This window comes from Streptomyces rubiginosohelvolus, assembly GCF_014649875.1.
Lineage (GTDB): Bacteria > Actinomycetota > Actinomycetes > Streptomycetales > Streptomycetaceae > Streptomyces > Streptomyces rubiginosohelvolus.
Genome location: NZ_BMTW01000009.1, coordinates 268,822 through 295,084, shown reverse-complemented (window position 1 = coordinate 295,084; position 26,263 = coordinate 268,822). Strand labels below are relative to the sequence as shown.

The 26,263-nt window shown below is 73.7% G+C and carries 22 protein-coding genes; 10 read left to right on the top strand and 12 right to left on the bottom strand.

Annotated elements, in window-relative coordinates; translation table 11 throughout:
* The first annotated feature begins 182 nt into the window (after window positions 1–182).
* Window positions 183–1,574: an aminotransferase class I/II-fold pyridoxal phosphate-dependent enzyme gene (locus IE134_RS21685; RefSeq protein WP_229823685.1), complete on the top strand. Its 1,392-nt coding sequence runs from the start codon at window positions 183–185 to the stop codon at window positions 1,572–1,574.
* Window positions 1,575–1,623: 49 nt separating this feature from the next.
* On the opposite strand, the gene IE134_RS21680 is transcribed toward IE134_RS21685, so the two are convergent.
* Window positions 1,624–2,262: a DedA family protein gene (locus IE134_RS21680; protein ID WP_010058318.1), complete on the bottom strand. Its 639-nt coding sequence runs from the start codon at window positions 2,260–2,262 to the stop codon at window positions 1,624–1,626.
* Entirely contained in the window at window positions 2,259–3,041 is a 783-nt protein-coding gene (locus IE134_RS21675; RefSeq protein ID WP_030712042.1) for an MBL fold metallo-hydrolase, read from the bottom strand. Before IE134_RS21675 ends, IE134_RS21680 begins: the two co-directional genes overlap by 4 nt.
* 281 nt (window positions 3,042–3,322) lie before the next feature.
* Between IE134_RS21675 and IE134_RS21670 the strand changes: the two genes are divergently transcribed.
* Window positions 3,323–5,569, top strand: coding sequence for a phage holin family protein (locus IE134_RS21670; RefSeq protein ID WP_030712039.1), 2,247 nt, complete (start codon window positions 3,323–3,325; stop codon window positions 5,567–5,569).
* Window positions 5,570–5,626: 57 nt separating this feature from the next.
* On the opposite strand, the gene IE134_RS21665 is transcribed toward IE134_RS21670, so the two are convergent.
* The 3 genes from IE134_RS21665 to IE134_RS21655 form a co-directional block, all read right to left on the bottom strand.
* Window positions 5,627–6,679: a LacI family DNA-binding transcriptional regulator gene (locus IE134_RS21665; RefSeq protein ID WP_029182075.1), complete on the bottom strand. Its 1,053-nt coding sequence runs from the start codon at window positions 6,677–6,679 to the stop codon at window positions 5,627–5,629.
* 34 nt (window positions 6,680–6,713) lie between these two features.
* Window positions 6,714–7,337, bottom strand: coding sequence for a DUF305 domain-containing protein (locus IE134_RS21660; protein ID WP_126932332.1), 624 nt, complete (start codon window positions 7,335–7,337; stop codon window positions 6,714–6,716).
* A gap of 107 nt (window positions 7,338–7,444) precedes the next feature.
* Entirely contained in the window at window positions 7,445–8,359 is a 915-nt protein-coding gene (locus IE134_RS21655; protein ID WP_126932333.1) for a DUF1996 domain-containing protein, read from the bottom strand.
* Between the two features lie 225 nt (window positions 8,360–8,584).
* Between IE134_RS21655 and ligA the strand changes: the two genes are divergently transcribed.
* From ligA to secD, 4 genes are all read left to right on the top strand, one after another.
* The gene (ligA, locus tag IE134_RS21650; protein WP_229823683.1) at window positions 8,585–10,708 is read left to right on the top strand and encodes an NAD-dependent DNA ligase LigA; all 2,124 of its coding nucleotides are present in this window, start codon (window positions 8,585–8,587) and stop codon (window positions 10,706–10,708) included.
* A gap of 554 nt (window positions 10,709–11,262) precedes the next feature.
* Window positions 11,263–11,979 carry a rod shape-determining protein gene (locus IE134_RS21645; protein ID WP_098019852.1) on the top strand — a complete coding sequence of 239 codons (717 nt, stop codon included), beginning with the start codon at window positions 11,263–11,265 and terminating at the stop codon, window positions 11,977–11,979.
* Between the two features lie 32 nt (window positions 11,980–12,011).
* Complete coding sequence (locus IE134_RS21640) at window positions 12,012–12,629, top strand: hypothetical protein (protein WP_050513660.1); 618 nt, start codon at window positions 12,012–12,014, stop codon at window positions 12,627–12,629.
* Window positions 12,630–12,664: 35 nt separating this feature from the next.
* Complete coding sequence (gene secD / locus IE134_RS21635) at window positions 12,665–15,037, top strand: protein translocase subunit SecD (RefSeq protein WP_189431412.1); 2,373 nt, start codon at window positions 12,665–12,667, stop codon at window positions 15,035–15,037.
* A gap of 19 nt (window positions 15,038–15,056) precedes the next feature.
* Here secD and IE134_RS21630 read toward each other — a convergent pair whose 3' ends face one another.
* On the bottom strand, window positions 15,057–15,923 hold the full coding sequence (locus IE134_RS21630) for a helix-turn-helix domain-containing protein (protein ID WP_098019849.1): 867 nt from the start codon (window positions 15,921–15,923) through the stop codon (window positions 15,057–15,059).
* Window positions 15,924–16,027: 104 nt separating this feature from the next.
* On the opposite strand from IE134_RS21630, the gene IE134_RS21625 reads away from it, so the two are divergent.
* Window positions 16,028–16,333, top strand: coding sequence for a 4a-hydroxytetrahydrobiopterin dehydratase (locus IE134_RS21625; protein ID WP_030712003.1), 306 nt, complete (start codon window positions 16,028–16,030; stop codon window positions 16,331–16,333).
* A 103-nt stretch (window positions 16,334–16,436) separates the two neighbouring features.
* On the opposite strand, the gene IE134_RS21620 is transcribed toward IE134_RS21625, so the two are convergent.
* Window positions 16,437–17,399 (bottom strand): LysR family transcriptional regulator, encoded by a 963-nt coding sequence (locus IE134_RS21620; RefSeq protein ID WP_030712000.1) that lies wholly within the window; start codon window positions 17,397–17,399, stop codon window positions 16,437–16,439.
* Between the two features lie 117 nt (window positions 17,400–17,516).
* Window positions 17,517–18,425 (bottom strand): Rossmann-fold NAD(P)-binding domain-containing protein, encoded by a 909-nt coding sequence (locus IE134_RS21615; RefSeq protein WP_098895785.1) that lies wholly within the window; start codon window positions 18,423–18,425, stop codon window positions 17,517–17,519.
* Window positions 18,426–18,515: 90 nt separating this feature from the next.
* Between IE134_RS21615 and IE134_RS21610 the strand changes: the two genes are divergently transcribed.
* Complete coding sequence (locus tag IE134_RS21610) at window positions 18,516–19,496, top strand: AraC family transcriptional regulator (RefSeq protein WP_189431410.1); 981 nt, start codon at window positions 18,516–18,518, stop codon at window positions 19,494–19,496.
* Between the two features lie 66 nt (window positions 19,497–19,562).
* Window positions 19,563–20,447: a class I SAM-dependent methyltransferase gene (locus tag IE134_RS21605; RefSeq protein WP_030711992.1), complete on the top strand. Its 885-nt coding sequence runs from the start codon at window positions 19,563–19,565 to the stop codon at window positions 20,445–20,447.
* Between the two features lie 57 nt (window positions 20,448–20,504).
* Here the strand turns inward: IE134_RS21605 and IE134_RS21600 are convergent, their stop codons facing one another.
* The 4 genes from IE134_RS21600 to IE134_RS21585 form a co-directional block, all read right to left on the bottom strand.
* Window positions 20,505–20,972 (bottom strand): RICIN domain-containing protein, encoded by a 468-nt coding sequence (locus IE134_RS21600; RefSeq protein ID WP_098895784.1) that lies wholly within the window; start codon window positions 20,970–20,972, stop codon window positions 20,505–20,507.
* 107 nt (window positions 20,973–21,079) lie between these two features.
* Window positions 21,080–21,916, bottom strand: coding sequence for an aldo/keto reductase (locus tag IE134_RS21595; RefSeq protein WP_030711989.1), 837 nt, complete (start codon window positions 21,914–21,916; stop codon window positions 21,080–21,082).
* Window positions 21,917–21,997: 81 nt separating this feature from the next.
* Window positions 21,998–23,797 carry an AMP-dependent synthetase/ligase gene (locus IE134_RS21590; RefSeq protein ID WP_098019845.1) on the bottom strand — a complete coding sequence of 600 codons (1,800 nt, stop codon included), beginning with the start codon at window positions 23,795–23,797 and terminating at the stop codon, window positions 21,998–22,000.
* Window positions 23,798–24,159: 362 nt separating this feature from the next.
* Window positions 24,160–25,053: a LysR family transcriptional regulator gene (locus tag IE134_RS21585; RefSeq protein WP_189431452.1), complete on the bottom strand. Its 894-nt coding sequence runs from the start codon at window positions 25,051–25,053 to the stop codon at window positions 24,160–24,162.
* A gap of 168 nt (window positions 25,054–25,221) precedes the next feature.
* Here IE134_RS21585 and IE134_RS21580 point away from each other — a divergent pair.
* Window positions 25,222–26,263 (top strand): bile acid:sodium symporter family protein (locus IE134_RS21580; protein WP_189431408.1); only part of this gene is annotated, 1,042 nt, incomplete at its 3' end.

Below are 26,263 nucleotides of genomic sequence, written 5' to 3'. Positions count from 1 at the left end.
CCGACCGGCGGAACGGCCGACGCGGTGACGCCCCCGGCGCGGGCGCGCGATTGGGCGGGCGGGCTGTCCGGAACCTCCGTATAAAGAAGCCAGAGGCCATCTGCCCGGGCACCCGGACCCCGGGCACGGGGCGAGACGCACAGGCGCGGAGTGACGAGCGGCGAGCGGCGAAGGAGGCCCGGATGCAGGGGACCGAGGACACCGGCCCGGCGGGGGAGCCGGCCGACGGGCCGGACAGGGCTCGGGGGGCGGAGGGCGTTGCGCCTGGCCGGGAGCGGAACGGTGGGGAGAATCCGGCCGGCGGGCAGGACGCAGCCCGGACCACCGACGACGAGGCCCACCGGCCCGGTCACCCGGCCGCCGCCCGCCCGCACGAGGATCACGGCCCCGTCCGGTACGGGCCGCCCGCCCCCGACCCCGGGCTGCCCGTCCTTCCCGAGTTGGCCGCCGTGCTCGCCGCCGCCTCCGCCCGGACCAGGCCCGAGCCTCCCGGCGGCGGGCCGGTCCTGCGTGAGGCGGCCCGCGGTTACTGGGACCGGCGCGGGCTGCACGGCGCGGCGGGCGGGATCGCCGCCGCCCCCGGGGCCCAGCCGCTCCTGCTGGCCCTCATCGGCGCACACGGCGGCGACGTCCTCATGCCGCGCCCCTGCCCCGCCGCCTGGATGCCGCAGGCCCGGCTGCTGGGCCGCCCCGCCTACCACGTGCCCACCCCGGCCGAATGCGGCGGCATCCCCGACCCGTACGCCCTGCTGGAGACCGTCCGCCGGGTCCGTGCGGAGGGCGGGCGGCCGAAACTGCTGCTGCTGTCCGTCGTGGACGACCCCACCGCCACCGTCGCCCCGCCCGAGCTGGTCCGCGAGGCCTGCGAGGCGGCCGTCGACGAGAGGCTGCACATCATCAGCGACGAGACCTGGCGCGACACCGTGCACCGCCCGCGCGACACCGTCCTGCTCAGCCCGGCCGAGATGTGCCCGGACGACGTCACGGTGATCGCCGACCTGTCCGGGGCCCTCGTACCCGCCGCCTGGCCGGTCGCCGTCGCCCGCTTCCCGGACACCCCCCGGGCCGCCGTCCGGCACGCCCGCACCCTGGACATCCTCACCGCGCTCGGCGCCCTCGTCGCCGGCCCGGTCGCCCACGCCGCCGCCCACGCGCTGGGCGAGCCCGACTCCGTACGCGACCGGATCCGGCGGGCCGCCGCGCTCCAGACCGAGGTCGCCGCAGCCGCCCACCGCGCGGTCCTCGGCTCCGGCGCGCTGGCCCGCCCCCCGCAGGCGGGCCGCCACCTCTACGCCGACCTCGGCCCCCTCCGCTCCCGGCTGGCGGACCTGGGCGTCACGGACTCCATGGAGCTGGAGGAGTACCTCACCGACCGGCTCGGCGCACCGGCCCCCGGCGGACACCGCTTCGGGGACGAGCTGGGTGCCCTGCGCGTACGCCTGGGCACGGGGCCGCTGCTGGGGGCCACGCCGCAGCAGCAGACGGAGTCCCTCGCCGCAGCCAAGCCTCTGGAGCTCCCGCATGTGGCGCGGGCCCTGGACGGCTTCGCGGCGGTCTTCGCCGAACTGCGCTGACTACGGCCGCGTTCCGTACGGCCGCGCTGTGTACGGTCGCCGAGGACGGCTACGAAGACGCGGGGCCGAACCGCGCCCGCAGCCTTCGCCACACCGCCGGCGCCCCGCTGATCAGCAGCGTCAGGGCGACCGCCGCGACCACCCCCTGCCACGGCTCCGGGAACAGCGAACCGCCCAGGATTCCGATCAGCTGGTACGTCGCCGCCCACGCCAGACACGCCGGAACGTCGCCCCGGGCGAACTGCCGCAGCGGCATCCGGCCCAGCAGACACGCCAGCATCACCGGGATCCGCCCGGCCGGCACCAGCCGGGACAGCACCAGCACCGTCCCGCCGTGCTCCGCCAGCTTCTCCTGGGCCTGGGCCAGCCGCTCCGGCGCGGCCCGGCGGGTTATCGCCGCCAGCCACTTCGAACCGTGATTCGACCGCACCCCGCGCTGCCCCAGCCAGTACAGGCAGATGTCCCCGAGGAACGCGGCGGACGACGCCACCAGGAACACGAAGAGCAGGGCGAGCGGAGACGTCTGGTGGAAGGCCACCACCGCCGCCGAACTCACCAGCGCCCCCGTCGGCACCACGGGCACCAGAGACCCCAGCGACACCAGGGCGAACAGTGTCGGATAGCCGACCGCCTGCTGGGTCGACTCGGTGGGCAGCTCCCGCACCACCTGCTGGATCTCCTGGATCACCGGCCGGCCTCCGGTCTGACCCGCTCGCCGTGCCCGAGCAGATGCACCGCCACCTCCGGAGCCTGCTTCGCCGCATGCCGGACGAACTCGTCGCCCGGTGCGTGGAACTCGTGCGGCCGCACCGCGTCCAGGCCGATCGGCCAGTACGTCCCGTAGTGCACCGGCACCGCCGACCGGGGCGCGAGCCGGGTCAGCGCCTCGGCGGCCCGGACCGGGTCCAGATGGCTGGGCCCCAGATAGGGCCCCCACCCGCCGACCGGCAGCAGCGCCACGTCCACCGGCCCCACCTCCTCGGCCATCGCGTCGAAGAGCCCGGTGTCCCCGGCGAAGTACGTCCGGGCCTCGCCCTCGACGACATAGCCGAGCGCGGGCGACCGGTGCGGTCCGACCGGCAGCCGCCGCCCGTCGTGCAGCGCGGGGACCGCCCGTACCCGCACCTCGCCGATCCGCACCGTGTCACCCGGCCGCACCTCGGTGATGTGCAGCTGCCGCACCCGCCGCAGCATCCGCAGCCCCGGTACGGCCGCCACCGCGCCGCTCGGCACGATCAGCCGGCTGCCGGGAGCCAGCCGGGCCAGCGACGGCAGATGCAGATGATCCGAGTGCAGATGGGAGACCAGCACCACCTCCGCGACCGCGGCCTCCGGCGGCGGCACCTCGCCCCGGCGGCGGCGCAGATGCGCGAAGCGCCGTACGAACAGGGGGTCGGTCAGCACCCGCACCCCCGAGTCCTCGATCGTGCAGGTGGCATGACCCCACCAGGTGACCTCCACCGGCATGTCCGCCTCCTCGCTCGATCCCCGTCCGGTTCCTGCCCGGCTCCGGTCGGTCCTCATCCTGCCCCCGTCCGGTCCTCGTCCGATCCCCGCGCCCCGGTGCACCGCCCGCGTGGCCCGTGACCGGGTGCGCTGCCGGTACGAGCCTATGCGCCCCCCGTACCGTCGCGCCGGGCCTAGGGCCTGTCGCCGAAGCCGCTGACCGGGAGCGACGCTGTGAAAAGCTGAAGGGCGGGCCCCGGACGCACCGGGCCCGGGGCGGAGAGGGCGTGAGGTGGACCGGCGTGGGTGACGGGAAGTGGCGTACGGCGGGCAGGACCCTGATGCGCGTGATCGCGGTCTGGGCCGTGTCGACCGTCACCCTGCTCGTGCTGGCCGGCGCCCTGCCCGACTTCCAGCTCCAGTCCGACGACGGCGACACCATCACCAGGACGGCGTTCACCGCGGCCTGGGGCGCGGGCGCGTTCGGCCTGCTCTCCGCCCTGGTGTGGCCCGTCCTCGTCCGGGCCCTGCTCATCGTGCCCGCGCTGGTCCTCGGCGCACTGGTCTTCTTCCTCAACGGTTCGCTGCTGCTCATAGCGCTGCGTCTGATCCCGGACGGGCGCGGTGACGCGGCGCCGGAGACCGCGGTCGTCGTCGCCGCCGTGATGTCCGCCGTCGCCTCCGCCACCTCCACCGCCCTCGCCGTCCGCGACGACGAGGCCTACCGCCGCCGGCTGTCCCGGCTCGCCGACCGGCGACGCAGACGCGGCAGATCGCCGGACCCGGCGGAACCCGGCCGCGAGGGACCGCCCGGCACGGTCTTCCTGCAACTCGACGGCGTCGGCCACGACGTCCTGGTCAAAGCGGCGGCCGCCGGGCTCATGCCGACCGTCGCCGGATGGCTCGCCGACTCCTCCGGACACCGCCTCACCCCATGGCGTACCGACTGGTCCAGCCAGACCGGCGCCAGCCAGCTCGCCATCCTGCACGGCAGCAACCACGACGTGCCCGCGTTCCGCTGGTACGAGAAGGAGACCCGCACCGTCATGGTCTCCAGCCGCCCCGCGAGCGCCCTCGAAATGCAACGGCGGGCCATCCGGCGCACGCACGACGGAGGCCTCCTCACCGTCGACGGGGCGAGCCGCGGCAACCTCTTCAGCGGTGGCGCGGGCCAGCTCGCCCTGGTGCTCTCCATGGCCGCCCGGCGTGGCAAGGGCCGCCGCTCCCGCGCCGGATACTTCGCCTACTTCTCCGACCCGGCCAACGCCACCCGCACCGCCCTCTCCTTCGTCGCCGAGGTCCTCCGCGAGATCGGCCAGTCGACCCGGGCCCGCGCCCGGAAGGTCACCCCCCGGATCAAGCGCGGCGGGCTCTACCCCTTCATCCGCGCCTTCGCCACCGTCGTGGAGCGCGACGTGGTCGTCGCCGCCGTCCTCGGCGACATGTTCGCCGGACGCACCGCCGTCTACGCCGACCTCGTCGCCTACGACGAGGTCGCCCACCACTCGGGGCCCCGCAGCCGCGACGCCGAGAAGGTCCTCGTACGCCTCGACCGCTCCCTCGCCCTGATCGCCAAGATCGCCGACCACACCCCGCGCGCCTACCGCGTCGTGCTCCTCTCCGACCACGGGCAGAGCCCCGGGGAAACCTTCGCGGGGAAGTACGGGCTCACGCTCAAGGACCTCGTCCGGGCGGGCTGCGGGCTGCCCGTGCCCCGCCGGGCCCAGCGCACCCGCAGCGCCTCCGAGGCCCGCGACGCGGTGCGCATCGCGCTGCACCGACCCGTCGAGGGGCAGCAGGACGAGCACCCGGCCAAGCTCTCCGACCCGGTCGTGCTGGCCTCCGGCAACCTCGGGCTCATCTCCTTCCCCGACATCGAGGGCCGCGCCTCCCGCGAACACATCGAGCGCCGCCACCCGGCGCTGCTCTCCACGCTCGCCAACCACCCGGGGATCGGCTTCCTCCTCGTCGGCGGGGAGGACGGCTCGGTGGTCCTCGGGCGCGGCGGCGCCGAGGTCCCGGTCGCCGAACTGACGGACGGCGAGGGCCCGCTCGCGGGCTTCGACACCGGGGCGGCCGACGCCGTACGCCGTACGGACACCTTCCCGCACGTCGCCGACGTCATGGTCAACTCCATGTACGACCCCGGCACCGGCACCGTGCACGCCTTCGAGGAGCAGATCGGCTCGCACGGCGGCCTCGGCGGTGAACAGTCCCGGCCGTTCCTGCTCTGGCCGCGCGGACTCACGGACCCGCTCGACATCGTGGCCGCCGAGACCGCGGAAGGCGCGCCCCCGCCGCCGGGCGGAGGTCTGGTGGGCGCCGAAACGGTCCACCGTGTGCTCACCCGCTGGCTCCAGGAGTCCTCGGGCCCCCAGGTCCCGGTGCGCGAGGAGGGCTTCGCCGGGGCGGACCTGGCGGACGAGCCGTTCCCGGCGGACACGCCGGTCCTGGAGAAGACCTCGACGCCGACGGAGACTCCCGCGAGGACGGAGACTCCAGCGAGGACGGAGACTCCTGTGCCGGACAGGCCCGACACGACGGCCTGACCGAGCGCTCGCGCCTCCGCCAGGCCGACCACCCGCCCCTCCGGGAGGCCCCGCGGCTCAGGCCGACTGCCGCCGTACCAGCGCCGCAGGGAAGAGCACCGAGGGCGACGGACCGCCCGGCTCACCGATCTGCTTCAGCAGCAGCCGGGCCATCTCCGCGGCCATCTCCTCCACCGGCTGCCGGACCGTCGTCAGCGGCGGGTCGCAGGCGGCGGCGGCACTGCTGTCGTCGAAGCCGACCACCGCGACGTCGGACGGCACGTCGCGACCAGCCCGGAGCAGCACCGGCAGGGCCCCCAGCGCCATCAGGTCGGAGGCGATGAACACCCCGTCCAGATCCGGGCGGTCCGCCAGCAGCCGGCGCATCGCCGCAGCCCCGCCCAGATGCGTGAAGTCCCCCTCGGCGCAGGCCACGTCCTCGATGCCATGGGCGGCGCAGGCCTCCAGGAACCCGGTCAGCCGGACCTGCCCGGCAGGCATGTCCTGCGGTCCGGTGATCGTGCCGATCCGCCGCCGCCCCTGCGCGGCCAGGTGATCGGCCGCCAGCCGCGCCCCGGCGTGCTGGTCCACCTCCACGTAGGCCAGCGGCGACGGCTTGTGCGGACGGCCCGCGAGGACGGCGGGCATCCGGGTCTCCTGGAGCAACCCGGGCAGCGGGTCGTCGGCGTGCGTCGTGATCAGCACGACCCCGTCGACATGGCCGTGCCGCAGGTAGGAGAGCAACTGGCCGCGGGACGCCTCGTCGTCGGCCAGCATCACGACCATCTGGATCCCCGCCGGGCGCAGCACCTCCAGCAGCCCGCTGACGACCCGCCCGAAGTACGGGTCGGAGAACATCCGGCCGACGAACGGCTCGGACATCGGCCGCCGTTCCCGCTCGGAGACCACCAGGGCCACCGAGTCGGTCCGCCGCGTCACCAGCGAGCGCGCGGCCCGGTTGGGCACATAGCCGGTGGTCGCCACCGCCTGCTCGACGACGGTGCGCAGCGCCGGGTCCACCGTGGTCGCCCCGTTGATCACCCGGGACACCGTCGCCCGTGACACACCGGCCACGGCCGCCACGTCCTCCAGGGTCGTGGGGCGTACGGGCTGCGGCACTTCGGCTGTCATGCAGCCCTTTATACCCGCAGGCAGGCCGCCCTGTTCAGCCGAGGGCCCGCACCGCGCCCGGCAGCCGTTCCAGCTCGGCGAGGGACGTCTCGCGCGCCGTCACCAGGGCGGCGGCCAGCTCGCGGGCGTCCGCCCGGCCGCCCGAGGTGATCTCGGAACGCGACACCTGCGCGGACTGCCGCAGATGGTCCCGGATCTGCGCGAGGACGAGCCGGTCGAACGCGGACCCCTCGGCGGCGCGGGCCGCCTCCAGGTCCCGTACCGTCACCATGCCGGGCATGTCGTGCCCCGAGTGCACATCGGTCGCGGGCAGCCCCATGCGGGTCAACAGGGCTCGTAGACGGATGAGTTCGGCCTCCTGCCCGGCGCGCAGCCGCACCGCGAAGTCACGCACCCGCGGTTCGGTCGCCCGCTCGGCGGCCAGGGTCAGGAGCTTCACGGCCTGCTGGTTCATGGGGGTCATCAGCTGGACCCAGCCGACATCGGTGGCGGTCGAGGTGGCCGTGCGCGTGCCGGCCGGTGGGGACTCGCGCGCCTGTGCCGAACGGGGCGCGGACTCCGCCGCCGGGGAACAGCCGGCCGCGCCGCCGAGAGCCAGCGCGCCGAGCAGGACGAGGACGGCGGCCCGGTGGAGCGGTGGGAGGTCGATCGGGTTCATGGGGTGTCCTCGTACGGGGAGGGGGAGGGTGTCCGCCCCGGAGCCGGCGCCCCGGGGCGGACACGGTGGTGCGTGGGGGGTGGGTCGAGCGCGGTGGTGACGGCCGGTCAGGGCTTGCCGTCGAAGCCGCACTTGATGATCGCGTTGATGCAGTCGCGGACGCGCTGCGCCATCTCCTCCTCCGGCCATACGTTGAAGAAGTCGCCGTGCATGGTGTAGCCGGGCCCGGACGCCAGCCGGAAGCGGGCCGGGTCACCGTTCACCGGGTAGCGCAGCACCTGCCGGAGCTTGGGCACCGGAACCGGATGGGTGGACGGGCAGCCGCCGTTCACCGGGTAGGCCATGTGGCTCTTGTGGTCGGGGGAGTCGAGGTCCGTACCGTTCCAGCACTGCGGGAAGTCCAGGTAGGACTCCATCATCGTGCCGGGCGGACAGTTCACGAAGTTCTGCGAGGGGTTCACCTCACCGGCGTGCAGGCACGACCAGCGGGCGATGGTGTTGTCCTGCGGGCCGGTCGCCTTCGCGTTGCCCGCGACGATGCGCAGGCCCCGGGGGAAGGGCTTGATCTGACGGATGACGTCGTCGCTCACGCCTTCGCCCAAGTAGTAGAAGGTGGTCCCGGTGGGCTCCACCTCCTTGTCGCCGTCGTAGAGGGTGGGCACCCAGTACGACGACAGGTCGGTGTCGGGGGAGCACGACGTACGGCCCTTCTCCAGGGAGGCCAGGTCGGAGCCGGCGTGCGTGGTGTCGTTGCCGAAGAAGCTGTGCATGTGGGAGGCGCCCGGCAGCCCGGGGAAGACGATCGGGTCGTCGGGGAGCCGGTGGGTGTACGGGCACTCGGCGAGGAACTCGGCCACCCGCACGACATCCGCGGCGGCCCGCTCGCCCGCGGCGTTGCCGACGTTGGTCTGGAGGAAGGAGAGGGCGAGGGCGGCCGCGGCGAGCCCGGCGATTCTGTACCGCCAGGACGGCAGGGATCGTTGGCGGCTGTGGTCGGGGTTGCGTCGATGACGGAAGAGCACGGCACTCCTGTTCGGGGAAGTGGGGGATTCCTGGGTAACTCAGAGAGCGCTCTCTCGAAGGAACGTAGAAGTGCCTCCTGTGCATGTCAAGGGATCGCGCAGGCTCGGTAAATCAGCACGATGGAGGGCGAGTTGCGTTCCGCGGCTGAGGAGAGCGCTCTCCCTGAAAGGAGGGTGGGAAGGCGATCGGGGCCGTTGTCAGTGGTGGGCGGAAGAATGGCGGTCATGACGAACTCAGCCGCTGTGCTCGCCGATGCCGCCGCCTACGCCGCCGCCGTGGAACAGGCCTCCGTCGCCGCCGCCGCGTACTACGCCACGGGCGAGAGCGCGTTGGACGACGACGCCTACGACCGGCTGGCGCGCGGCATAGCCGCGTACGAGGCGGACCATCCGGAGGAGGTGCTCGCGGCCTCGCCGACCGGCAAGGTCGCGGGCGGGGCCGCCGTCGGCGACGTGCCGCACACGGTTCCCATGCTCTCGCTGGACAACGTGTTCTCGGCCGAGCAGTTCGCGACCTGGACCGCCTCGCTGGAGCGGCGCATCGGCAGACCGGTGACCGCGTGGAGCGTCGAGCCGAAGCTCGACGGCCTGGCGGTCGCCGCGCGCTATCGCGACGGCCGGTTCGAGCGCCTCATCACCCGGGGCGACGGCACGGCGGGCGAGGACGTCTCGCATGCTTCGGGCGCCGTCGTCGGACTGCCGGAGCGGCTGGCCGAACCGGTCACCATCGAGGTGCGCGGCGAGATCCTCATGACGAACGACCAGTTCGACCAGGGCAACGCGACCCGTACGGAACACGGCGGCGCCCCCTTCGCCAACCCGCGCAACGGGGCGGCCGGCACCCTGCGCGCCAAGGACCGCGCCTACCGGGTGGAGACGACCTTCTTCGCCTACGGCGCGCTGCCGCTGCCCGATTCCGGGGAGCTGGGCGAGACCCTCGCCGAACTGCCCCACAGCGAGGTCCTGTCGTACGTCGCCGGCCTCGGCGTGCACACGGCCGCGGGCACCGACGTCGCGCCGGTCCTGGCCGCCACGGTCGAGGAGGTCCAGGCACGGGTGGACGCCATAGGCTCCCTCCGCGCCGCGCTGCCGTTCGGTATCGACGGGATCGTGATCAAGGCCGACCTGGCGGCCGACCAGCGCGAGGCGGGCTCCGGCACCCGCGCGCCCCGCTGGGCCATCGCCTACAAACTGCCCGCCGTGGAGAAGATCACCCGCCTGCTGTCCGTCGAGTGGAACGTCGGGCGCACGGGCATCATCGCGCCGCGTGCCGTCCTGGAGCCCGTGGTGATCGACGGATCCACCGTCGGGTACGCCACCCTGCACAACCCGGCCGACATCACCCGGCGCGACCTGCGGCTGGGGGACCAGGTCATGGTCTACAAGGCCGGCGACATCATCCCGCGCATCGAGGCCCCCGTCGTCCACCTGCGCACCGGCGACGAGACGCCCATCGACTTCCCCGAGAACTGCCCGCAGTGCGGCTCCGACATCGACACGAGCGAACAGCGCTGGCGCTGCACCCGCGGCCGCAACTGCCGCCTCGTCGCCTCCGTCTCGTATGCGGCGGGCCGCGACCAGCTCGACATCGAGGGCCTCGGCGCCACCCGGGTCGTCCAGCTCGTCGACGCGGGTCTCGTCGCGGACTTCGCCGATCTCTTCACCCTGGAGCGCGAGCAGTTGCTCGCCCTCGACCGGATGGGCGAGACCTCCACGGACAATCTCCTGGCGGCCATCGAGACCGCCCGCACCCGGCCGCTCTCCCGGGTCTTCTGCGCCTTGGGCGTACGGGGCACGGGGCGCTCCATGTCACGCCGGATCGCCCGGTATTTCGCCACGATGGACCGGATCGTCGCGGCCGACGTGGAGACGCTCCAGCGGGTGGACGGCATCGGCAAGGAGAAGGCCGCGGCGGTGGTCGCCGAGCTGGTGGAGCTGGCGCCGCTGATCGACAAGCTCGTCGCGGCCGGGGTGTCGATGACCGAGCCGGGCGCCACCCCGCCCCCGGAGCCCGGGACGGAGGAGGAAGCGGCTGCGGGGGCGGGCGCGGAGGCCGTCGGTGACGCCGGCACCGGCTCCACGCTGCCGCTGGCGGGGATGACCGTGGTGGTGACGGGCGCGATGTCCGGAGCGCTGGAGAAGCTGTCGCGCAACCAGATGAACGAGCTGATCGAGCGGGCGGGCGGCAAGTCGTCCTCCAGCGTCTCCCAGCGCACGAGCCTGCTGGTCGCCGGGGACAAGGCCGGATCCAAGCGCACCAAGGCGGAGGACCTGGGGATCCGGATCGCGGCGCCGGAGGAGTTCGCGGAGCTGGTCGGTGCGTTCCTGGCGGCGGGGGAGGACGCCTGAGCCGGTGACCGCCGTGCAGGGCGTGTCGGCGCGCCTGTGAATCAGCGAGGAAGTGGCGTTCCACCACCCCGTATTGCATAGTGAGGGCTCGGTCGTGCCTCACTATCAGTGGGCCGACGGGTGCGTGGGCGGCGGAGACGACCGGCCGGGGGTGAGGGACGATGCGTTCTGTGCACGACGGACAGCGACGGGGCCGCGCCGTCTCCCCGTGGTCCGGACCCGCCCGGAACGTTCCGGCCCTGAATGCCGCTGTCCCCTCCTCGCCCCATCGTGAGCCTGCTCCGACTCCTGCTCCGACCGTCCCGATCACTTCCGCAACCGGCGAGCGGCGAGGGCCGTTCCGCCCGGGGGCGGGCCCATGGGGGAAGGGCCCCGGACCGCTTCGTGACGGAAGCGGTGCCGGGGCGTTCGGGGCGGGACGTTCCGGGGATTCCCGAGGCGATCTCCGAACGCGTCACCAGCACGAGCGCCGGCCTCAGTACGGTGCGGGGAGCGCCGCCCCGGTCGCGCGGGGACTGGCCCTGGACCTCGGCAGCTCCCGCACGCGGGCCTGGGTGCCCGGCCGGGGGCTGCTCCTGGACCCCTTCCCCGGCTCCGGCCCCCACGGGGGTGCCGAGCGACCGGTCCGGCGCGGGCGCATCGTCGACCCCGAGTCCTGCGGCCGGCTGCTCGGCCGGATCGCCGACGCGGCCCTGGGCCCCGACCGCAGCGACAGCGTGATCGTGCTCAGCCACCCCGTGCTCGCCGGCGCCGAACACCGCACCGCCGCGCGCGCTCTGCTCGCCGGGCTCGGGACGACGCGCGTCCTGGTCCTCAGCAGCGCCCGGGCCGCCGCCGCGTACGCGGGACCGAGGGAGACGGGTCCCCTTCTCGTCGTCGACATGGGAGCCGAACTGACCGAGGTCACGCTCCTCGTGGGCGGTCTGGTCGCCGATGCCCGGCAGGCCGAGAGCGGACTCGACGACCTCGACGGCCTCGATCCGGCGACGTTTCCCACCGTCCTCGGCCGCACGGTGCTCGACATGATCACGTCCATGTGGCGGCACGACCGGCACGGCGCGATCCGGGGCGCCCTGCGCAAGGGCCCTCTGCTCGCGGGCGGCGGCGCGCTGCGGTCCGACGTCACCGATCACCTCGCCCGCTGCCTCGGCACCCGGGTGCGCCTGGCCGACGACCCGTCGACCACGGTCGTCCGCGGCGCCGGACAGATCCTCAGCTCCGTGCTCCGCCACCGGCCGACGCCGCCCGAGCGATCCGGCCACCCGAGGTGACGGCGTACCGGGGACGGCCCCAGGTGCGCTGTGTGCTGGCCACGCTGCTTCTCGCCGTCCTCACCCTGGTCGGCGGCGCCGCCACGGCGCACGGGGCGGCGCCCGCCGCCCTGGCCACCCGAAGCCTCGCGCCCGCCGCCACGGTCGCCACCTCTCCGCCGCCCGCCGCGCCGCAGATCCAGCGCACCGTGCATCGCGCGGGGCATGACACCGCACCGGCGCCCCGGCACCGCACCTGCCACGACCGCGCGTTCGACTCCCGGCAGCGGGCCGGGCACGGCATCGCACACGACGTCCTGCATCAGGCCGGTCACGGCACCGCGCACGACGTCCGGCATCTCGTGGCGCAGGCCACGCACGAGCAGCCCACGGCGGCGGCCGATCCGGCGCAGGCTCCCCGGGCGGGCACCGGCCGGGCGTACCTGCTCCTCCACGCGCCACCGCCGCCGCACGACGCGCTGACCCCCGTACCGCCGGGGACGGCCGAACCGCGCGGCGGCGTCCAGTACGTCGCCGCGGACTCCTCCGACGCACCGGGCATCCGCCGGGGCGCGCTTCCCGGCGTCCGGGGACCTCCGGGCAGGACCACTGGTCCCACGACCGGCCATCCGCCGTCCTGTTCTGCCGTTCCGGCGTCGCGTCCTCGCTGAGGTGAGGGCGCTCGACGCCCCACCGGAGGATTTCCATGACTCGCGCCACCGCGGTGCGAGCGGTTCTGGCTGTCGCCGTGCTGCTCGTCTCCGTCTACATCACCCTGACCATGTCGCCCAGACTCGGCCTCGATCTCCAGGGCGGCACCCGTATCGTGCTCCAGGCCCGGGACACCGCCACCGTCGAGGCGGACCGGGAGACCACCGACCGCACCCTGGAGGTGCTGCGGCAGCGGATCGACTCGCTGGGCGTCTCCGAACCGACCCTGACCCGTTCCGGCGAGGACCGGATCATCGTCGAGCTGCCCGACGTACAGGATCCGCGCCAGGCCGCCGAGGTGATCGGCAGGACCGCCCAACTCACCTTCCACGCGGTGGAGGGCGAGGGGACGGACCAACCGGAGGAGGAGACCCCGGCTCCCGAATCCACCGCCGACCCCGCCCCGGACACCGACCCCGCCCCGGACACCGACCCCGACCGGCTGACGCTCCCCGACGAGCAGGGCCGTCTCCTCGCCCTCGGCGAACCCCGGCTCTCCGGCGCGGGCGTCGAGGACGCCACCGCCGCCTTTGACGCGCAGGGCGGAGCGGGCTGGACCGTGTCGCTCGAGTTCCGCAAGGGCGCCGGGCAGGACTGGAAGAAGCTGACCGGCGAGGCCGCCTGCCATCCCGCCGGCGACGACCGGCGGAGGGTCGCCATCGTCCTCGACGAGAAGGTCATCTCCTCGCCGCAGGTCGACCCCTCGGTCGGCTGCCGGGCCGGACTGCCGTCCGGGGCCACCCAGATCACCGGATCGTTCAGCGCGGACGAGGCGCGAGACCTGGCGCTGCTCATCAAGGGCGGGGCCCTGCCCGTGCCCGTCGAGATCGTCGAGCAGCGGACCGTCGGCCCGACGCTCGGCGCGGCGGCCATCGACGCGAGCGCGCAGGCCGCCCTCATCGGGGCCGCCGCCACCGCGCTCTTCATCACCGTCGTCTACCGCCTCTTCGGCGCGCTGGCCGCCGTGGCGCTGGGCGCGTACGGGGTGATCTCGTACGCCGCGCTCCTCGCCCTCGGCGTCACGCTGACCCTTCCCGGGCTCGCCGGGTTCGTCCTCGCGATCGGGATGGCGGTCGACGCCAACGTCCTCGTCTTCGAACGGGCCAGGGAGGAGTGCGCCGACCGGCCGACACGCTCCCTGCGCTCCGCGCTGACCACCGGGTTCCGGAAGGCGTGGAGCGCGGTCGCCGACTCCAACGCGACCACGCTGATCGCTGCCGGACTGCTCTTCTTCCTGGGCTCGGGCCCGGTCAAGGGCTTCGGTGTCACGCTCGCCATCGGGGTCGTCGCCTCGATGTTCTCCGCCCTGGTCATCGCCCGCGCGCTCACCGAGATCGCGGCGAACTCCCGCTTCGTCAGCGACTACCGGGGCGTCAACGGCATCGCGCGCCCCGGCGCCGTACGCACGTGGCTGGTCCGCAAGAACCCGAAGCTCTTCCGGAAATCGGCCCGGTGGCTCGTCGTCTCGGCGGCGCTGGTCGTCGTCGCGGTGGCCGGGATCGTGGTGCGCGGGGTCGATCTGGGCGTCGAGTTCACCGGGGGCCGGCTGGTCGAGTACTCCACCAGCCGCCCGGTCGACGTGGAGACGGCCCGGGCCAGCATCGCCGCCGCCGGGTTCGGGGACGCCGAGGTCACCACGGCGGGCGACGGCGACCTGTCCGTCCGCACGGGGAAGCTCGACAACGACGGCGAACACGCCCTGCGCGCCGCCCTCGCCGAGGAGGGCGGCGAGACGACGAAGGTACGGGACGAGCTGATCGGCCCGAGCCTCGGCGACGAACTGCGCCGCAACGCGCTGATCGCCCTCGGCGTCGCGGTGGCCGTGCAGCTGGCCTACCTGGCGGTCCGGTTCCGCTGGACGTTCGCGGTGGCGTCCGTCGTGGCGATGGTGCACGACGTGATCCTGGTGGTGGGGGCCTTCGCCTGGCTGGGCCGGCCGGTGGACGGCATCTTCCTGGCCGCCCTGCTCACCGTGATCGGCTATTCGGTCAACGACTCGGTGGTGGTCTTCGACCGGGTCCGGGAGCTGTGGGGGGCGAACCGGCGGACCCCGCTGGACACCATCGCCCGCCGGGCCGTCCTGCAGACCGTCCCCCGTACGGTGAACACCGGGATGGGCGCCCTGTTCATCCTGGCCGCCCTCGCGGTGCTGGGCGGCGATTCGCTGGCCGACTTCGCGCTCGCCCTGCTCATCGGCATCGTCGTCGGCACCTGGTCCTCGGTGTTCACCGCCGTACCCGGGGCCCTCGCCCTGGAGCGCAGCGCCAAGGCCCCGCCGCCGCCCGCACCGGGGAAGGGGAAGGGCACACCGCGCGGAAAGGCCCGTGCGGCACGCCGCGACCCGCTCGACAACGGAGCCCGCGTCTAGGGAGAGGGAAGGGGCCGGGTCAGGACGGGACGTGGGCGTGCAGATAGGCGGCGGTCTCCCGGTCCGCCGGGAGGAACGTCTCGATGGCCAGCTCGGCCACCGTCACGTCCATCGGCGTGTTGAACGTCGCGATCGACGACACGAACGACAGGACCCGGCCCCCGTGTTCGAGCAGCATCGGCAGCGCGAACGCGGCGGCCCGGTCCCGCTCCCGCCCCGCCCCGTCCGCCCGGTCGGCGGCCGGGACCGCACCGCCCGTTCCCTCGGCGGTGCGGTCCGTGCCGTCGGCCCGGGCGGGGGCCGGATAGGCGGCCACCTCGTCGTACAGCTCGCGCAGGGCCGGTGAGCGTACGAGGGCGATCTGACGGTCCATCTGGGCCAGCAGGTCCGCCCGCCACTCGGGGAGGTTCACGATGCGCGGGGCGAGCCCCTCCGGGTGGAGGGTCAGCCGCATGGCGTTCAGGGGTGGCGTCAGCAGCTTCTCCGGTACGCCTTCCAGCAGCAGCGCGACCCCGCGGTTGGCCGCCACCACCCCGTAGGTGCCGTCCACCACGAGGGCCGGATACGGGTCGTACGCCGCGAGCAGGCGCTCCAGGCTCTCGCGCAGGGAGGCCATCGCGGGGTCGTCGAGGGATGTCTGCGGGTAGCGGGGCGCGTAACCGGCGATCACGAGGAGGGCGTTGCGTTCCCGGACCGGGATGTCCAGCTGTTCGGCCAGCCGCAGGACCATGTCCTCGCTGGGCCGGGAGCGGCCCGTCTCGATGAACGAGATGTGGCGGGCCGAGGATTCCGCGCGCAGGGCCAGTTCCAGCTGGCTGATGCGCCGCTGTTCCCGCCAGTCCCGCAGCAGCGGCCCCACTTCCGTGTCGGGCAAGACAGTCGTCATGCCCAGACCGTAACGTCACCGGCGGGCCGGTCACGGTGCAGGTACGGGCCGCCCGGCCTTCGTGACGCCTACGCCGATCCACCGAGACCCACGGGAGCCGTCCCATGAGCGCCGAACCGCTGTCGCCGTCCGAGACCGAGATCCGGCTGGAGAGCCTGCCCGGCTGGGCGCTGGAAGGGGACCGGATCACCCGGACCTTCCGGCTGCCCTCCCACTTCGCCGCCGCCGCGCTGACGGTCCACATCGCGCAGATCCAGGACGAGCTGAACCACCACTCCGATCTGACGCTCGGCTACAACACGGTGGCCCTCGCCGTCCACACCCACTCCGCGGGCGGCGCCATCACCGAGAAGGACCTGGCGCTCGCCGCCCGGGTGGCCGCCGCCGCCCCGGCCCACGGAGCCGAATAGCCACCGCCCACGGAGCCGAACGCCACCGGCCCACGCAGCCGAACAGCCACCGGTCGGCCGAACAGCCACCGGTCGGCGGAACGGCCCACCCGCCCCGTCCCGCTCAGGCCACCGTGCCGAACCGCGGGTGCGCGCCGAGCCACCGCGCGTAGCTCGGGCTGCGCGACACCGCCTCCGCGTACGCCTCGCGGGTCGCCCCCGCCACCGTCCCCGCCGCCGCGTCGGCGGCGGGGGAGTGCGGGTGCCAGCCCACCAGGTGACGCCAGCTGAGCGGGGCGCCCGCCAGCGGTCGGGTCACCACGCCAGGCGTCGGCGGGAACGTCGCCCGGCACAGCCCGATCGCCCGCCCCACCTGCACCAGGTGGACGACGGACGAGGTGTCCGTCTCGAACACCGACACCGGGGTGAAGCCCGACCGCGCGCAGGCCGCGGTGAAGCAGTCCGCGAAGCAGCCGTCGCCCGGCACATCCGCCCAGCTCTCGTCCGCGAGGGCGGCCAGATCCAATTCCGCTTCGGCGGCCAGAGGGTGGTTCTCCGGCAGCATCACGAAGACCGGATCCACCCCGACGACCTCCCAGACCAGCCGGTCCGCCAGCGGCGGCGCGCTCTCCCCGCACGTCCCGATCAGCGCGAAGTCGAGCCGCCCGTCGATCACCAGCGAGGCGATCTCGTCGACCGACCACGAGGTGTACGTCGACACCGCCGCCGACGGGTGCGCGGCCGCCATACGGTCCACCAGACCGCCGAGCAGCGGACCGTGCGTGCCGCCCAGCCGGAACCGGTCCAGCGCCCCCCGGGCATTGGCGAACCGCACGGCCTCGGCCTGCAGTTCACTGACCGCGGGCAGCACCACCCGGGCCCGCTCCAGCACCAGTTCGCCGAGCGGCGTGGCACGGGCTCCGGTGTGGTCACGGTCGAAGAGAGCGCCGCCGAGGGCCTTCTCGATCCGCCGCAGCTGAGCGCTGAGAGCGGGCTGGGCGAGCCCCAGCGTGGCGGCGGCCTTGGTGAGGCTGCCCGTGTCGGCTATCGCACGGACCGTTCGCAGATGGCGCAACTCCAGCTCCATAAGGGCAAGTTATGGCCCCCGGCGCACCCCGGCAATACACGTGCTCCGCCAACCGTTCGGTCGGTGTACACGGCCCGTACGCCGCCGGTTCCGACCGGCCCGGCGCGACGTTCCGCTTCAGCCGTGCCAGGCCCCGTCCCGGGCGGCCTCGCGGGCGAAGCCGGCGAAGTCCTTCGGCTCCCGCCCCAGCACCCGCTTCACCCCGTCCGTCGTCGCCGCGTTGTGCCCGTCCAGCAGCGTGGCGAACAGCTCGGCCAGGAAGCCGGCCTCCGCCTCGGACACCCCGAACTCCTCCAGCAGCGAGGCGTACGCGGGCCCCGTCACCGGCACGTACCGCACCGGCCTGCCCGCCGCCCGGCCCAGCTCCTCGGCCGCCTGCTCGAAGGTCAGGGACCGGGGGCCCGTCAGCTCGTACACCGCCCCCGCGTGCCCGTCCCCGGTCAGCGCGGCCACCACCACGTCGGCCAGGTCGTCGAGGTCCAGGAACGGTTCCGCCGTCGTGCCCGCCGGGAAGACCAGCTCGCCGCCGATCACCCCGTCCAGCAGCGCCCCCTCGCTGAAGTTCTGCGCGAAGAACGCCGACCGGACGACCGTGACCTCCACCGCCCCCGCGGCCCCGCGCAGCGCTTCCTCGGCGACGACCGCCTGCGGCTCGCCGCGCCCCGACAGCAGCACCACCCTGCGCACCCCGCACGCCGCCGCGGTCCGCCCGAACGCGGCCATCGCCTCCGCCGCCCCGGGCACCGCCAGGTCCGGGTAGTACGCCACATAGGCGGCCTCCGCGCCGCGCAACGCCGCTTCCCACCCCGAGTCGTCCTGCCAGTCGAACGGCACCCCGCCCGAGCGGGAACCCGAGCGGACCGGCACACCGAGGGCGGCCAGCCGTTCCACCACCCGCCGTCCTGTCTTGCCCGTGCCGCTCGTCACCAGAACCGTGCCCGTCATCCGTCCCACGCCCTGTCTGCCGTGTCCGTCGCGCCCGTAGTCGGCGTCGTCGTCCCGTCGTGTGTACGCGTTCTCCGTCATGGCTCCAGACTTCCGGCTCCGCGGCCGCCCGGACATGCTCGAAAGGCTCAGGCACCTACTCCTGCGTCCACACGTCTACGCTGACGGGCCATGGACGCTCTCGCCGGACTTCTGGACGGACCACGGGCCCGGGGCGCGTTTCTGCTCCGCATGGTGATGGAGCCGCCCTGGGCGGTACGGATCGAGGACCGGGCGCCGATCTGCCTCATGTCGGTCCGGCGCGGCGCGGCCTGCATCGTCCCGTCCGACGGAGGCGAACCGGTCCGGCTCGGCCCCGGGGACATCGCGGTGGTCCGCGGCCCCGACCCGTACACCGTCGCCGACGCACCGGGGACGACACCCCACGCGCTCGTCGTACCCGGCGGCGTCTGCACCACGCTGCGCGGCCGCCCGCTCGCCCAGGACATGGTGCTGAACGTACGGACCTGGGGAAACGCTGCCGACGGCGGTACGGCCGTCCTCGTCGGCACCTACCTCCTGGACGGCGAGATCAGCAGCCGGCTGCTGGACGCCCTGCCCCCGCTCCTCACGGTCCCCGCCGACACGCGGACCCGGCCGCTGCTGGACCTGCTCGACGCGGAGATCGCCCAGGACGAGCCGGGCCAGCGCGTCGTCCTGGACCGGCTGCTGGACCTGCTGCTCATCGCGGTGCTCCGGGCCTGGTTCGCCCGGCCCGGGGCCGACGCGCCCGCCTGGTACCGCGCGATGGGCGACCCGGTCGTGGGCACGGCACTGCGGCTGCTCCAGGACGACCCGGCGCACCCCTGGACCGTCGCCTCGCTCGCCGCCCGTGCCGGGGTGTCCCGGGCCGGCCTGGCCCGCCGGTTCACCGAACTGGTCGGGGAGCCGCCGATGGCGTACCTCACCGGCTGGCGGCTCGCCGTCGCGGCCGACCTGCTGCGCGAGAGCGACGCCACGGTGGAGGCCGTGGCCCGTAAGGTCGGCTACAGCGCTCCCTTCGCCTTCAGCGCCGCGTTCAAGCGGGTGAGGGGGGTGAGCCCGCAGGAGTACCGCGCCGGTACGCCGGGGGACCCGCTGGGCACGCCGGGGGACTCCCTCGGTCCGCCGTAGGACCGTCGATTTGCCGGATCGGCAACGAACCTTGCCGCGCGACCGGCCCGTGAGGAAGCTGGCCCCATGAGCAGCCACGCCGGTCACGGCCACCACGACACGCACACCGCCGACATCGACTGGGACGTCCTGGGTCCCCTGTTGGAGCAGGAAGCCGAACTCCACGGTACGCAGTACGAGGAGGCGGCCCGCTGGATCGCCGCCCTGCCCACCGCGCCCGAGGTCCGCAGGATCCTCGACATCGGCAGCGGCCCCGGCGTCGTCTCCTGCCTGCTGGCCGAGGTCTTTCCGGAGGCCGAGGTGGTGGCCGTCGACGCCACGCCCGCGCTCCTGGAACGCGCGAGCAACCGTGCGCGCCGCCTCGGGGTGATCGACCGCTTCCGGACCCTTGAGGCCGAACTCCCCGCAGACTTCGACCGGTTGGGCGAGGCTGATCTGATCTGGGCGGGCAACTCCCTGCATCACCTGGGCGACCAGCGCGCCGCGCTGGCGGGCTTCGCCGGGCTCCTGCGGGCCGGCGGAACGGTCGCGCTCGTCGAAGGCGGCCTGCCCACCCGGCGGTTGCCCCGCGACATCGGTATCGGAGAGCCCGGCCTGGAGGCCCGTATGGGTGCGGCCGCCGCCACCCGATTCGAGTACATGCGGTCCGAACTCCCGGGCGCGAAGCGGGAGACCGAGGACTGGGCCGCGCTCTTCACCGCGGTCGGCCTCGTCCCGCAGGGCACCCGCAGCTTCCTCCTCGACCTGCCCGCTCCCGTCTCCCGCCCGGTCCGCGACCACGTCGTCGCGAGCATCACCCGGGAGCGCGAGGTGCTCGGCGACCTGCTGACGGCCGAGGACGGCGCCGTACTGGACCGGCTGCTGGACCCGGAGGACCCCGAGGGGCTTCACCACCGCCCCGACGTCCACCTGCTCGCCGCCCGCACGGTGCATCTGGGCCGCCGCGGCTGAGCGGGCGACCCCGCCCCGGGCCGCTCAGCAGGGCTTACGTCACCGGCTTCCGCCGACCTACGTCACCGGCTCCAACTGCCACCACTGGAAGGGGGAGTCGGTGTCCTCCCACTGCTGGACCGTGCCCCCGGCCTCGGTGGAACCGTCCGCGACCTCCATGACCAGCCCGCTGATGAAACTCACCAGCGTCACCGTCCCGGGCGCCTCCGGATGCTGTTCGATCAGCCACTCCTGGGCGCCGAAGTTGTTGGCCTTCCACTGCTGGATCCGGGTGCCGTTCGACGTGTCGGCGTTCGCCACGTCCAGCCGCTTCCCGCTGTGCTCGTTGACCAGGTGGAAGAGGGCCGCGCCCTCGTGCACCGGGAACAGCCGCCACACCTGCGCGGCCGTTCCGTCGTCCGCGCCCTGCTGGACCCGGGCCCCGCTGCCCTTCGCCGCGCCGTACACCTCCAGCACCAGCTTGCTGCCGACGTTGCGCAGACGGTACGGGCCCGCCTCGACGACAGGCGCGAGTTCGCCGCTCATGTTCCCAGTCTCCCCGATGGATGCGTGATGTGGGCGGTCCGTCCGGCTGCCGACGACGGCGCCCCCACCGAGAGCACGGTGGGGGCGCCGTCGTCGGCCGGGCGCGTTCAGGCGCCGGCGTTGAACTCCGCCGGGTCCGGGCCGAGGCGCTTGCCCTCGTCCAGGGCCGCGAAGGCGGCGAGGTCGTCGGCGTCCAGCTCGAAGTCGAACACGTCCAGGTTCTCCTTGATCCGCGACGGGGTCACGGACTTCGGGATCACGATGTTGCCGGTCTGCAGATGCCAGCGCAGCACCACCTGGGCAGGGGTGCGGCCGTGCTTCTGGGAGACGGCGACGACCGTCGGCACCTCCAGCAGGCCCTTGCCCTGGCCCAGCGGCGACCAGGCCTCGGTGGCGATGCCGTGGTCGGCGTGGAAGGCGCGGGCCTCGGCCTGCTGGAGCTGCGGGTGCAGCTCGATCTGGTTGACGGCGGGGACCACCGAGGTCTCGGCGAGCAGCCGCTTCAGGTGCTCGGGGTGGAAGTTCGACACACCGATGGCCTTCGCGCGGCCGTCGGCGAGGATCTTCTCGAACGCCTTGTACGTGTCGGTGTACGCGTCCTTCGCCGGGACCGGCCAGTGGATCAGGTACAGGTCGACGTAGTCCAGGCCGAGCTTGTCGAGGGAGGCGTCGAAGGCGCGCAGCGTGCTGTCGTGGCCCTGCTCGCTGTTCCACAGCTTCGTGGTGACGAAGAGCTCGTCGCGCGCGACGCCGGAGGCGGCGATGGCCTTGCCGGTGCCCGTCTCGTTCTCGTAGATCGCGGCGGTGTCGATGCTCCGGTACCCGGTCTCGATGGCCGTGGCCACCGCCTTCTCCGCCTCGTCGTCCGGCACCTGCCAGACACCGAAACCGAGCTGCGGCATGTCGAGGCCGTTGTTGAGGGTGAGGGAGGGGACCTTGCTCACGAGCGGTCGATCCTAACGTCGTCGGTTGGTAACTCCCCACGACAACGACCGGGCGGGTCCAGGCATTCCCGTTGTCGCCGGTCAGCGGTAGAGCGCGTCGACCTCGACCGCGTACGCCGTCTCGATCGCCTTCCGCTTCAGCTTCAGCGAGGGCGTCAGCAGCCCGAGGTCCTCGGTGAAGGGATGGGCCAGGATCCGGAACGTACGGATGGACTCGGCCTGGGACACGGCCGTGTTGGCGGCCACCACCGCCCGGCGGACCTCCATCTCCAGGTCCGGGTCCCGCACCAGCTCGGCCGGGCCGAGCGGGGAGCGGCCCTGCATCGACAGCCAGTGGTCCACGGACTCCTGGTCCACGGTGACGAGCGCCGCGATGTACGGGCGGTCGTTGCCGACGACGATGCACTGCGCCACCAGCGGATGCGCCCGGACGCGCTCCTCCAGACCGGCCGGGGAGACGCTCTTGCCGCCGGACGTCACCAGGATCTCCTTCTTCCGTCCGGTGATCGTCAGATAGCCGTCCTCGTCCAGCGAACCGAGATCCCCGGTCGCCAGCCAGCCGTCCTGGAGCACCGCCCGGGTCGCCTCGGGGTTGCCCAGATAGCCGGAGAAGACGTTCGGCCCGTGCACCCACACCTCGCCGTCCTCCGCGATGTGCACCGACGTCCCCGGGATCGGCTGCCCGACCGTCCCGTACCGGGTGCGCTCGGGGGGGTTCGCCGTCGCCGCGGCGGTCGACTCGGTCAGCCCGTACCCCTCGAAGACCGTCACCCCGGCGCCCGCGAAGAACAGCCCGAGCCGGCGGTCCATGCCGGAGCCGCCCGACATCGCGTGCCGCACCCGGCCGCCCATCGCGTCGCGGACCTTCTTGTACACGACCTTGTCGAAGAACTGGTGCTGCATCCGCAGCCCGGCCGACGGGCCGGGACCGTCCCCGAACGCCTTCAGCTCCAGGGCCTCGGCGTACTTCACCGCGATGTCGACGGCCTTGTCGAACGGGCCGGCCCGCCCTTCCGTCTCGGCCTTGCGCCGGGCCCCGTTGAACACCTTCTCGAAGATGTACGGCACCGCCAGGATGAACGTCGGCCGGAACGACATGAGGTCCGGCATCAGCGCGTTCGCGGACAGCTCCGGCTGATGGCCGAGCTTGACCCGGCCACGGATCGCGGCGATCTCCACCATCCGCCCGAAGACATGGGCCAGCGGCAGGAAGAGGAGGGTGGCCGCCTCGTCGCCCGGCTTGGAGTGGAACACCGGCTCCCAGCGGCCGACCATCGTGTCGCTCTCGAACATGAAGCTCGCGTGGGTGATCACACACCCCTTGGGGCGGCCCGTCGTCCCCGAGGTGTAGATGACGGTCGCCACGGAGTCGGGCGTCACCGCGCGCCGGTGCCGCTGCACCACCTCGTCGTCGATGTCCACGCCCGCCCCGAGCAGCTCGTCCACCGCCCCGGCGTCCAGCTGCCACAGCCGCTTCAGGTGCGGCAGCCGGTCGATCACCGAGCCGACCGTCATCGCGTGGTCCTCGTGCTCGACCATCACCGCCACCACCTCGGCGTCGTGCAGCATCCACAGGACCTGCTCGGCGGAGGAGGTCGGGTAGATCGGCACCGACTGGGCCCCGACGGTCCAGAGCGCGAAGTCGAAGAGCGTCCACTCGTACCGCGTACGGGACATCAGCGCGACCCGGTCGCCGAACCGCACGCCGTGCGCGATCAGCCCCTTGGCCAGGGCCAGCACGGCATCGCGGAATTCCCCGGAGGTCACATCGCGCCACTGGCCCCCGGCGTCCTTGCGGCCGAGCGCGACGCGGTGCGGATCATCCTCCGCGTGGTCGAAGACCACATCGGCCAGACCGCCGACCTGAGGCGGCGCCGCCATGGGTGGGACAGTGAATTCGCGCAATGACATGCTCCTCGTGGCGCTCCGCACAGCGCCGCGACGCTACCCCAAGCGGGGGCCCGGCGGGAGAGGTCCGGAACCTGCGCACACCAGGACGAGCCCCCAGGTCAACCGTCGAAATCCGGCCAGATGGGCAAGGCTCGGGCGCACGGGGGCCCAGTTCTGCCGGAGGGGTAAGCGGCTCGCGCCGGAATCTCCACCGAATCCGACCGCCGCGAGCACCGGGGCCGGTGCCGGTCCGGGGAACGGCCGGGGGCCTGGCAGCGCCAGGCTGTGCCACCGCCGGTCCCGCCGCGGCAGCCGCCATCGGTCAGGGGAGCGGCTACAGCCCCACCGTGCCGCTACGGCCCCTCCGTGCCGCCCGTTCCGCGGTGCAGCCGGTCGCCGCCCGCCAGGATCGCGGAGGCCAGGGCGTCCGCCGCCTCCTGGGCCGCGCCCCGCCGGTTCCCGTGCAGCAGGACGAAGTCGACCCCGCCGAGCTCCGGCAGCCCCGCCCTGGCCGGAACCGGCACCAGACCCGGCGGGATCATCCCCCGGGAGTGCGCCATCACCCCCAGCCCGGCCCGCGCCGCCGCGACCAGGCCGCTCAGGCTCGTACTCGTACAGGCGATCCGCCAGGCCCGCCCGTGCTCCTCCAGCACCTCCAGGGCGCGGGCCCGGGTGATGGCCGGTGGCGGAAAGACGACCAGCGGTACGGGGCGCTCCGGATCGAGACGCAGCTGCGGCGCGCCGATCCAGTCCAGGGCGTCCTGCCACATCAGTTCGCCGTGGGTGTCCCCGATCCGCCGCTTGGCCAGCACCAGGTCCAGCCGGCCCGCCGCGAGCTGCCGGTGCAGCGTCCCGGACAGTTCCACGGTGAGCTGGAGCTCGACCTCCGGATGGTCGCGGCGGAAGGACTCCAGGATCTCGGGGAGCCGGGTCAGCACGAAGTCCTCGGAGGCCCCGAACCGCAGCCGCCCGCGCAGCCGGGTGCCCGCGAAGAACGCCGCGGCCCGCTCGTGGGCCGACAGGATCGACCCCGCGAAGCCGAGCATCGCCTCGCCGTCGTCCGTGAGGTCGACGCGATGGGTGTCCCGGGCGAACAGCTGCCGCCCGGCCGCCTCCTCCAGCCGCCGCACGTGCTGGCTGACCGTGGACTGGCGGATCCCGAGCCTGCGCGCCGCCTGCGTGAAGCTCAGCGTCTGGGCGACGGCGAGGAAGGTCCGCAGCTGGGCGGGGTCGTACGTGGTGTCCATCCGGTGCACGTTCATCCGGTCCGCGCTCGCCCTGTCCGCGTTGTTCATGGCTGCACGTTATCGGGAACCGCGATGACAGTCAGAGCGGTGTACGGGATTCCCGATGGCGTCGTACGGGAGCAGGATGGACGCCGAAACGGATCCCCGACCGCCGGAGCGCCCCCGCACATGTCCCGCCGTATCCCGCGCCTGCCGCCCTGGCTGCCGTTCGACGCCTACCTCCTGGCGCTGGCCGCCGCCGTGGCCCTCGCGGCACTGCTGCCCGCCCGCGGCACCGCCGCCGATGTGGCGGGCGGGGCCTCCACCGGTGCCGTCGCCTTGCTGTTCTTCCTCTACGGGGCGCGGCTCTCCACGGCCGAGGCGCTCGACGGGCTCAGGCACTGGCGCCTCCACCTCACCGTCCTGGCCTGCACCTTCGTCGTCTTCCCGCTGCTGGGGCTGGCGAGCGGCGGGCTGGTGCCGTACGTGCTGACGCCCGAGCTCCAGGCGGGCTTCCTCTTCCTGTGCCTGGTCCCGTCCACGATCCAGTCCTCCATCGCCTTCACCTCGATCGCCCGGGGCAACGTGCCCGCCGCGATCTGCGCCGGTTCCTTCTCCAGCCTCGCCGGGATCCTGGTGACCCCGCTGCTCGCCGCCCTGCTCCTCGGGTCCACCGGGGGCGGGTTCTCCGTGGACTCCCTGTTGAAGATCGTGTTCCAGCTGCTCGTCCCGTTCCTGGCCGGACAGCTCCTGCGCCGCTGGGTCGGCGGCTTCCTCACCCGGCACAAGAAGGTGCTCGGTCTGGTCGACCGGGGGTCGATCCTGCTCGTCGTCTACACCGCGTTCAGCGAGGGGATGGTCGCCGGAGTCTGGCACCAGGTCACCCCCGCCCGGCTCGGCGCGCTGCTCGCCGCCGAGGCGGTCCTGCTGGCGCTGATGCTCTCCCTGAGCTGGTACGGGGCACGGAGGCTCGGGTTCGGCCGGGCGGACCGGATCGCCATCCAGTTCGCCGGGTCGAAGAAGAGCCTGGCGGCCGGGCTGCCGATGGCGAGTGTGATCTTCGGGGCGCACGCGAGCCTGGCCGTGCTGCCGCTGATGCTGTTCCACCAGATGCAGCTGATGGTCTGCGCGGTGATCGCCAAGCGCCGCGCGCGCGACCCCGAGGAGCCGCCGCCCCGGGACGACCCGGCAGGACCCGCCGCCTCCGGCCCCCTGTCCGACCCGGCCGTTA